This window comes from Trebonia sp. (genome assembly GCF_030042015.1).
Classification (GTDB): Bacteria; Actinomycetota; Actinomycetes; order Streptosporangiales; family Streptosporangiaceae; genus Trebonia.
Map to the genome: position 1 here is coordinate 1 of NZ_JASIAL010000371.1, position 7,483 is coordinate 7,483.

General features: G+C 70.6%; 9 protein-coding genes and 1 tRNA gene. 5 read left to right on the forward strand and 5 right to left on the reverse strand.

Translation table 11 applies throughout. The features are described 5' to 3' along the window. Positions 1 to 618 (reverse strand): ABC transporter ATP-binding protein (locus tag Q1N79_RS20170; protein ID WP_300611185.1); only part of this gene is annotated, 618 nt, incomplete at its 3' end. Positions 619 to 913: 295 nt separating this feature from the next. Here Q1N79_RS20170 and tatA point away from each other — a divergent pair. Next, positions 914 to 1,243, forward strand: a complete 330-nt coding sequence (tatA, locus tag Q1N79_RS20175; protein ID WP_300611187.1) for a Sec-independent protein translocase subunit TatA — start codon at positions 914 to 916, stop codon at positions 1,241 to 1,243. Positions 1,244 to 1,406: 163 nt separating this feature from the next. Here tatA and Q1N79_RS20180 read toward each other — a convergent pair whose 3' ends face one another. Then, positions 1,407 to 2,306 carry a LysR family transcriptional regulator gene (locus tag Q1N79_RS20180; RefSeq protein ID WP_300611189.1) on the reverse strand — a complete coding sequence of 300 codons (900 nt, stop codon included), beginning with the start codon at positions 2,304 to 2,306 and terminating at the stop codon, positions 1,407 to 1,409. 75 nt (positions 2,307 to 2,381) lie between these two features. On the opposite strand from Q1N79_RS20180, the gene Q1N79_RS20185 reads away from it, so the two are divergent. Next, positions 2,382 to 2,723, forward strand: coding sequence for a hypothetical protein (locus Q1N79_RS20185; protein WP_300611191.1), 342 nt, complete (start codon positions 2,382 to 2,384; stop codon positions 2,721 to 2,723). A gap of 23 nt (positions 2,724 to 2,746) precedes the next feature. On the opposite strand, the gene Q1N79_RS20190 is transcribed toward Q1N79_RS20185, so the two are convergent. Both Q1N79_RS20190 and Q1N79_RS20195 read right to left on the reverse strand, forming a co-directional pair. Next, the gene (locus Q1N79_RS20190; RefSeq protein WP_300611193.1) at positions 2,747 to 3,361 is read right to left on the reverse strand and encodes a Type 1 glutamine amidotransferase-like domain-containing protein; all 615 of its coding nucleotides are present in this window, start codon (positions 3,359 to 3,361) and stop codon (positions 2,747 to 2,749) included. Between the two features lie 262 nt (positions 3,362 to 3,623). Beyond that, positions 3,624 to 4,571 carry an NAD(P)-dependent oxidoreductase gene (locus Q1N79_RS20195; RefSeq protein WP_300611195.1) on the reverse strand — a complete coding sequence of 316 codons (948 nt, stop codon included), beginning with the start codon at positions 4,569 to 4,571 and terminating at the stop codon, positions 3,624 to 3,626. A gap of 79 nt (positions 4,572 to 4,650) precedes the next feature. Between Q1N79_RS20195 and Q1N79_RS20200 the strand changes: the two genes are divergently transcribed. Beyond that, positions 4,651 to 5,100 (forward strand): MarR family transcriptional regulator, encoded by a 450-nt coding sequence (locus tag Q1N79_RS20200; RefSeq protein WP_300611202.1) that lies wholly within the window; start codon positions 4,651 to 4,653, stop codon positions 5,098 to 5,100. Between the two features lie 20 nt (positions 5,101 to 5,120). On the opposite strand, the gene Q1N79_RS20205 is transcribed toward Q1N79_RS20200, so the two are convergent. Beyond that, a tRNA-Val gene (locus tag Q1N79_RS20205) sits at positions 5,121 to 5,193 on the reverse strand. Positions 5,194 to 5,513: 320 nt separating this feature from the next. On the opposite strand from Q1N79_RS20205, the gene Q1N79_RS20210 reads away from it, so the two are divergent. Next, on the forward strand, positions 5,514 to 6,725 hold the full coding sequence (locus Q1N79_RS20210; protein ID WP_300611197.1) for a cobalamin-independent methionine synthase II family protein: 1,212 nt from the start codon (positions 5,514 to 5,516) through the stop codon (positions 6,723 to 6,725). A 74-nt stretch (positions 6,726 to 6,799) separates the two neighbouring features. Beyond that, positions 6,800 to 7,483: dienelactone hydrolase family protein (locus Q1N79_RS20215; RefSeq protein WP_300611200.1), on the forward strand; the 684-nt coding region annotated here is incomplete at its 3' end.

Consider the following 7,483-nt stretch of genomic DNA (forward strand, 5'->3'; position numbering starts at 1 on the left):
CGTCTGCTCCTCCCGGCGCAGCCGCAGCACGTCCTCCCACACCAGCGTCCGCGTCTGCGGGTCCAGGCCCACGGTCGGCTCATCAAGGAACAGCACCACCGGGGTGTGCAGCATCCCGCGCGCGATCTCCAGCCGCCTGGCCATGCCGCCGGAGAACGTGGACACCAGGTCATGCCGACGATCCTCCAGCGCCACCAGGCGCAGCACGCGCCCGATCCGCTCCTCCACCTGCGCGCGCGGGACGTGGTACAAGACCGCGTGGAAACGCAGGTTCTGCTCCGCCGTCAGCCGGTCATCCAGTGTCTGCTCCTGGAACACGAGCCCGATCCGGCGCCGCACCGCCTCCGGCTGCCGCGCGACGTCAAACCCCGCCACCCGCACGCGGCCGCCGCCTGGCCGGGTCAGCGTGCACAGCATCCGCACCGTGGTCGTCTTCCCCGCCCCGTTCGGGCCGAGGAACGCGAACACCTCGCCCCGCCTGATCGAAAACGACACGTCCCTGACCGCCTCGATGGCCCCATACCGTTTGGACAGGGACGACACCTCAACCGCCGTCTCGGCGGCAGCGCCCGGACGATCAGCAGCCTGACCCCGGCGCGCGGTTTGCAAGCCGGCCACGACACAGCCCCTTACGCGGTTCCACTTACGGTGCCGCCTGATCACGCCCAGATCCAGCCTGGCCGCCGGCCTGCGACCAGGACAGGACCAGAGGTCACCGACGGCCGGGACCAACTGTCCGCGGGCGAGTCGGGACCGGCTGCGCCGCGACGTCCCCCGGCACGCCCGGGCCAGGACCTAGGGCACCCCTGACCGGGCCAGCGGGCCCTGACCGGGTCGCGAATGACGGCTAGGCTGGTCGACGACAAAGGGTTTCACCACTCGGAATTCGCCTCCTGAAAAGGGAGAGGCGCCCATGTTTGATGATCTGTTCGACAGCCCGTGGAAGATCCTGATCGTCGCGGTCGTGGTTATCGTGCTGTTCGGGTCGAAGAAGCTGCCCGATGCCGCGCGTTCGCTGGGCAGGTCGATGCGCATCCTGAAGACCGAACTGCAGGCCCGCGACGACGACGAGCCGGCCGCGCCGCCCGGCGTGGCCGACTCGGCTCCCGCGGCGCCCGCGGCGCTCCCGGCCTCCGCTGATCCCCAGGCACAGATCGCCGCGCTTCAGGAGCAGATCAACAACCTGCAGCGGACGGTCGCCGCCGACGGCACGGCCGCGGCGGACACCAGCCAACCCCGCTGACCGTCAGCCAGCGGGACAGGATTTGGCTCCAGGCACGCGAATTGCCCGCGACCTTAATCAGCCGCTGGGGCGGACGGGTTGGCGACGGCGACGAAGACGCCGTTGACCGCGGCAGCCGCCTGGGCCTTGATCATCTCGGCCGGGCGCTCGCGCTGCTGCCTGGTCAGGGTGTCTGCCGTGGTGCCTGGCCGGTCTGGGCGAGAGTGTCCAGGACGGTGGCGGTGGCCGGTGCGGGCTGGGCGGGACCGGCCTGGTGCCAGGCGGCGATGTGGCGTCCGCCGAGTTGCGGCAGGGCGCAGACGGTCACCGGGGCCTGCCCGAGGGCCAGCCGGGGGATGATGGCCGCGCCGCGCCCGGCCGCGACCAGGGCCAGGACGGAGGGAAACTCAACGCAAACATCCCCGGCCGGGATGCGGATGCCGGCCTCGGCCGCGAGCCGCCGCAGGGCGTGGTCACAGGCGGTACCGGGAGGCCCGGCCACCCAGGGGCGCCCGGCCAGGTCACGCAGGCTGCGGGGGCTGACCTGCCAGTCTGGCGGGATGACCAAGAGGTAGGGGTCCAGGGCCAGCTGCCGCAGGCCGAGGCCGGGCTCGGCGGGCGGGGGGCTGGCGGCGTCGTACTCGGTCAGGACGATGTCCAGGTCGCCGCGGCGCAGATCAGCTAGCGCAGCTGGCCCGTAGCGTTCGGCGATGACGGGCTGGATAGCCGGGCTCGCGGCGGCCAGGCCGCGCAGCGCGGGGCCGATCAGCGGGGCCATGACGCTCTGGAAGGCCGCGACCCGCACCGGGCCGGACACCTGGCCGGTCAGCTCGGCCAGGTCCCGTTCGGCCTGGCGGAGCTGGGCCGCGACCCGCTCGCCGTGGGCCGCCAGCAGCCGCCCGGCTGCGGTCAGGCGGACCTGCCGGCCGGAGCGGTCGATGAGGCTGGCGCCGGTCTCCCGCTCCAGGGCCAGCAACTGCTGGGAGACCGCAGGGGGGCTCAGGTGCAGCGCGCCGGCGGCGCCGGCGACGCTGCCGTGCACGGCGACCGCCTGCAGCACGCCCAGCCTGCGGGGGTCGATCATCCGCAAGTCCTGCTTTCGCTTAACGGAAGATAATTCACCTTTACTTTTATATCGTGGCGGGCCACGATGACGGGCATGACCAAGGCAACCGAACTGACCGTCAGGACCTGGTCGGCGACAGCCGACGCCCAGGGCGCCGCAAACTACAGCAGTTACTTCACCGGCACCCTGCTGCCCCAGCTGCGCAAGCTGCCCGGTTTCGAGGGCGCGTACCTGCTGCGCCGCGACCTTGACGGGAACGGCACTGTCGAGCTGACCGCGCACACGTTCTGGGAATCCCCCGCCGCGATCCGCGCCTTCGCCGGGAACGACATCACGGTCGCCATCATCGAGCCGCAAGCCCGGGCCATGCTGCTGGACTTCGACCGCACCGCCACCCACCGCAGCGTGGCAGCCGACGCCCGGAGCTCCTCATGATCGCCGGCCACCCGTGGCCCCGATCACCGCACGGCGGGAATGACGCTCCGGCGCGATCCGCGCACGACAATCAGCTGCCCGTCGGTGACCGGGACGATCAGGCGCGGCAGCGGTGCGGCCAGCAGCTGGCGGTGCCGCTCGGCCCGCTCCGGATCGCCGTAGTGCGCGAGCACCGAGAAGGAGACCAGTTCCATCGCCGTGGTGGTGGCCAGCTCTGGCGCCTTCCACCGGGTGTCCTCTGAGACGCAGGGCAGCAGGTCCGGGGTAGCCAGGTGCGCGCCCGCGCTCATGCCGACGTAGACCAAGGCCCCCGATCGCACCAGTGGCGGGACCAGGCCGGTGAACCCGGACAGCATCGCATGGTGCAGCAGGTGGAAAGCGTTGCCGCCGGTAACAAAGACCAGCCCTGCCTGCCCCAGCTGCGCTGCGACCCGTTCCCGTGAGGCACCAGCCAGCGGCAGCACAGTGACCTGGAAGCCCATGCCCGCCAGATGATGCATCTCGTCCTGCACATACGCCTGATCGTCCAGCACATCCGCCGCCGTCGGCACGTACACCACGGGCGTGCCGCCCGGGTCGCCATCCAGGAGCGCGGGCAGGCAGTCAAAACGCCTGGACCCGAGGATCACCGTCTGCACGGCCGAAACATACCGGGCCATTGCGCCAAGCCGGAATCCCATGCAGCCAGCACAACGCCGCCGCTTGCCGTGGCGCGGCTCGAAAGAGGCGCGAGCGCCCCAGTGGTCCGCAATTAGGCATGCCTGCCACGGTTCTTTTCATTTGCGTGATCAGCGGCCTGGGGTACATGCTGGCCCAGCAGCTGGTCGGGGCCGGCGGAAGGTGCACCGGCTGTCCCGTGCATGCAGGTATGGTGCGGTTGGGGCGCGCCGGGTGAGGCGCTCAGCGGTCGTTGCCGGCGCGCAGCCAGGCGATGTAGTCGGCGGCCGCGCGTTCGGTGTCGTAGGCGGGCCGGTAGCCGGTGTCGTGCTGGAGGCGGGTGATGTCGAGGTAGCCCGGCTGGCTGGTCCGGCCGGCGGGCAGGTCGATCTGGGCGTCTGGGATGACTTTCCTGATCGCGGCGATGACCTCGGCGTTGGTTGTCGGCCGGCCGGAGGCGACGTTGTAGGTGGGGTGGCTGAGCTGGCCTGCCAGCTGCAGCAGCGCGATGGCCCGGCCGCAGTCCTTGACGTAGCACAGGTCGGTCGAGTCGCCGGCGCAGACGGGGAAGGGCAGCGGCGACAGGTCCGGCGCGGTGCCGCGCACGGCGGCGTGGATGAGCTGGGGGGCGGCACAGAACCGCCCGTCTGCCCGGCCGAGCGGCCCCCAGACGGCGCTGATGCGGTAGCTGACGATCTCGATGCCGGTCGCGCCGGCCAGGTGGCCGGTGAGCAGCTCGCCGATCTTCTTAAATGCCGGGATCGCGTGGCCCGGGGTCATCGGCAGCGGCATGTCTTCGCCAAGCGAGCCGCCGGCGGCGATGCCGCCGTACACGCCGATCGTGCTGGCGACGCCGACGCGCTGCACGCCCCAATCCTGGGCGGCCTGCACGACGTTGAGCAGGCCGCCGATCGCCTTGCGCGCGGCCTCGACGGGCTGGCCGGAGCCAGGCGGCCAGGGCACGGACCCGGCCAGATGCACGATGCCGGTGATCTTGTGGCGGGCACCGGCCGCCAGCAGCGCCGTCAGGTCGGTGATGTCGGCCTGCTCCACCGCCACCTGGGCGCCGGCCAGGCCGGCCGGCGCGGCGGCAGTCCGGCGCTGGACCAGCACGCAGCCCTCGCCCAGGTCAAGCAGTGCCCGCACGGTGTGGGTGCCGATGAAGCCCAGGCCCCCGGTGACCAGGATCATCCCGGCCCGCCCTTCCTGCCGTCCGCCTGATCATCAGTGATACTGACGATCAGGCTAGCAGTAGAATCGGCGGGTGTCCATGACCGGCGGGCCGGGCCCCGAAGTGAGCAGGCGCCTGGGCTACCTGCTCAAGCACGCGCAGCTTCAGATGAACGAGCTGACCACCAGGGCGCTGGCGCCGTACGGCATCGACGGCCGCGAGCTGGCGGTGCTGCTCGTCCTGGCCGCATGCGAGCCGGCGTCCCAGCAGCAGGCGGCACAGCGGCTGGGCATCGACCGCACGACGATGGTCGCGCTGCTTGACGCCCTCCAAGGCAAAGGCCTGGTCGCACGCCATCCGCACGCCGGCGACCGGCGCCGCAACGTGACCGAACTGACCGACGCCGGACACGACACCCTCCGACGGGCCAGCACGGCAAGCGATGCGGCCGAGCGCGAGTTCCTCGCGCCGCTCACCCCGCGGGCCGCCCGGCAGCTGCGGAACTCGCTGCTGGCCCTCGTGACCCGTCCCGGCAGCCAGCAATCCTGACGCGCCCAGGCCGGGCGGCGTGGGCGGTACTGGGATCGAACCAGTGACCCCTCGGGTGTAAACCGAGCGCTCTAACCGCTGAGCTAACCGCCCGTTTCAGTTTTCCGGAAACCTCCTCTGAACTTGAGGGTTCAGTCGGCAGGGCACACGCTTGGCCAAGTGCTCTGCCACTGAGCTGTGCGCCCGTCCTCGTGCCGCACGATCGCCGCTGCACGAAATCGCTGCCAGGGTACCGGTTCCCGATGGGCCGCCGGTACCGGACGGGTGCCTGGCGCGGGCGGGACAGGCCGTGGCCGCGCAGCCGCCGCGTACGGACGCGTAAGGAGAGGAAGGGCGTGTTGCGCGCCACTGGGGACGCGGCCATACTCAGCCCGGGAAGATCATCGCCCGTCGGGGAGTCTCAAGGAGGAGAGATGCCGGACAGGATCCTGACCAGCCACGCGGGCAGCCTGCCGAGACCAGAGGACCTGATCGCGCTCAATCACGAGCGGGCGGCAGGGACTTTCCCCGACGAAGCGGAATATCTCCGCAGACTCCGCGCGGCAGTGTCAGACGTGGTCGCTCGCCAGCGGTCGATCGGCATCGACCTGGTCAACGACGGCGAATACGGGCACTCGATGGGCCAGCGCTACGACTACGGCGCATGGTGGACCTACGTCTACCAGCGCCTCGGCGGAATCGAACTGGTGCCGATTTCGATAGCGGAAATGCCACAGGCCAAGGGCAAGCCGGGCGAGATCAGGCTGGCGTCCTTCGGGGAGCGCCGGGACTGGCTGGCGTTCGCCGACGCCTACATGGATCCGAGTTCCGGTGCCTCGGTGCCGAACCGGGAGGATGCGGTCACCACCCCGGTCGCCGTCGCGCCGATCACCTACCAGGGGCAGGAGGCCGTGCAGCGGGACATCGCGGACATGAAGGCGGCGATGGCGGCCGCGGGGGTCTCCGATGGCTTCCTGAACTCGGTGGCACCCGGCAGCTGCGGGCGGTTCGGCAACCAGTACTACGCCGACGACGAGGAGATGCTGTGGGCCTGCGCGGAGGCGATGCGCGAGGAGTATGCGGCGATCGTCGACGCGGGCCTGATCGTGCAGCTTGACGACCCGGCGATCGCCGAGAACTGGGATCAGATCAACCCCGCGCCGAGCGTGGCTGACTACAGGCGCTTCACGATGAAGCGGGTCGAGGCGCTCAACTACGCGATCCGCGGGCTGCCGCGAGACCGGATCCGCTTCCATCTGTGCTGGGGAAGCTGGCACGGCCCGCACACCACCGACCTGCCGATGGCCGACATCATCGACGTCATGCTCGCGATCAACGCGGGCGCGTACTCGTTCGAGGCCGCCAACGTGCGGCACGAGCACGAGTGGAAGGTCTGGCGGGACGTGAAGCTGCCCGACGGGAAAGTCATCCTGCCCGGCGTGGTCAGCCACTCCACCAACGTGATCGAGCACCCGGAACTCGTCGCCGACCGGATCGTCAGGTACGCGCAGGCCGTCGGCCCCGACAACGTCATCGCGTCCACCGACTGCGGTCTCGGCGGCCGGGTGCATCCGCAGATCGCATGGGCGAAGCTGGAAACCCTCGCCAAGGGCGCCGAGCTGGCTTCCGGCCAGCTATGGGGCTAGCTCTTCACACGCCCCCGCCAACGTGGTATCTACGTGAATGCGATCAGCCCGACAATCCCCTGGAGGAAGCCGCGATGGCGCGTCTGGACGTACGAGTCCCTACCCCCGATGGCACAAGCAACGGGACGCTGCACGTCCCTGACGGGGATGGCCCATGGCCAGGGGTGGTGATCTTCCCTGACGCCGGGGGGTTCCGTGAGACGTTCCGGCAGATGGGCGACCAGCTGGCGAGCATGGGTTACGTCACGCTGATCCCGGACATCTACTACCGCGCGGGCGAGTGGGCGCCGTTCGACATGGCCACGGCGTTCACGGACGAGAAGGAGCGGACCCGGCTGTTCGGCATCATGAGCACGCTCACCAACGACCGGATCATCGCCGACGCGGACGCCTACGCCGAGTTCGTCCTGGCGCGGCCCGAAGTGACCGGGTCCGCGATCGGCACCACCGGATACTGCCTGGGCGGGCGCATGTCGCTGGTGGCGGCGGGCGGCATCGGTCCCAAGATCGCCGCGGCCGCGTCCTTCCATGGCGGCCGGCTCGCCGTCGCCGACGATCCGGCGAGCCCCCACCTGGCGGCCGGCCGTATCACCGCCACCGTCTACGTCGCCGGCGCCATCGAGGACAACTCGTTCACCGTCGACCAGGCCGAGCTGCTTGAGGGCGCGCTCACGGACGCCGGGGTCGACCACACGGTCGAGTTCTACCCGGCCCACCACGGGTTCGCGGTGCCCGACAACGGGACCTACGACGAGAAG

Bases quoted from the DNA above. Each gene is read 5' to 3' on its own strand.
- tatA (WP_300611187.1), top strand. From the start codon at position 914: ATGTTTGATGATCTGTTCGACAGCCCGTGGAAGATCCTGATCGTCGCG.
- Q1N79_RS20180 (WP_300611189.1), bottom strand. From the start codon at position 2,306: ATGATCGACCCCCGCAGGCTGGGCGTGCTGCAGGCGGTCGCCGTGCAC.
- Q1N79_RS20185 (WP_300611191.1), top strand. From the start codon at position 2,382: ATGACCAAGGCAACCGAACTGACCGTCAGGACCTGGTCGGCGACAGCC.
- Q1N79_RS20195 (WP_300611195.1), bottom strand. From the start codon at position 4,571: ATGATCCTGGTCACCGGGGGCCTGGGCTTCATCGGCACCCACACCGTG.
- Q1N79_RS20200 (WP_300611202.1), top strand. From the start codon at position 4,651: ATGACCGGCGGGCCGGGCCCCGAAGTGAGCAGGCGCCTGGGCTACCTG.
- Q1N79_RS20210 (WP_300611197.1), top strand. From the start codon at position 5,514: ATGCCGGACAGGATCCTGACCAGCCACGCGGGCAGCCTGCCGAGACCA.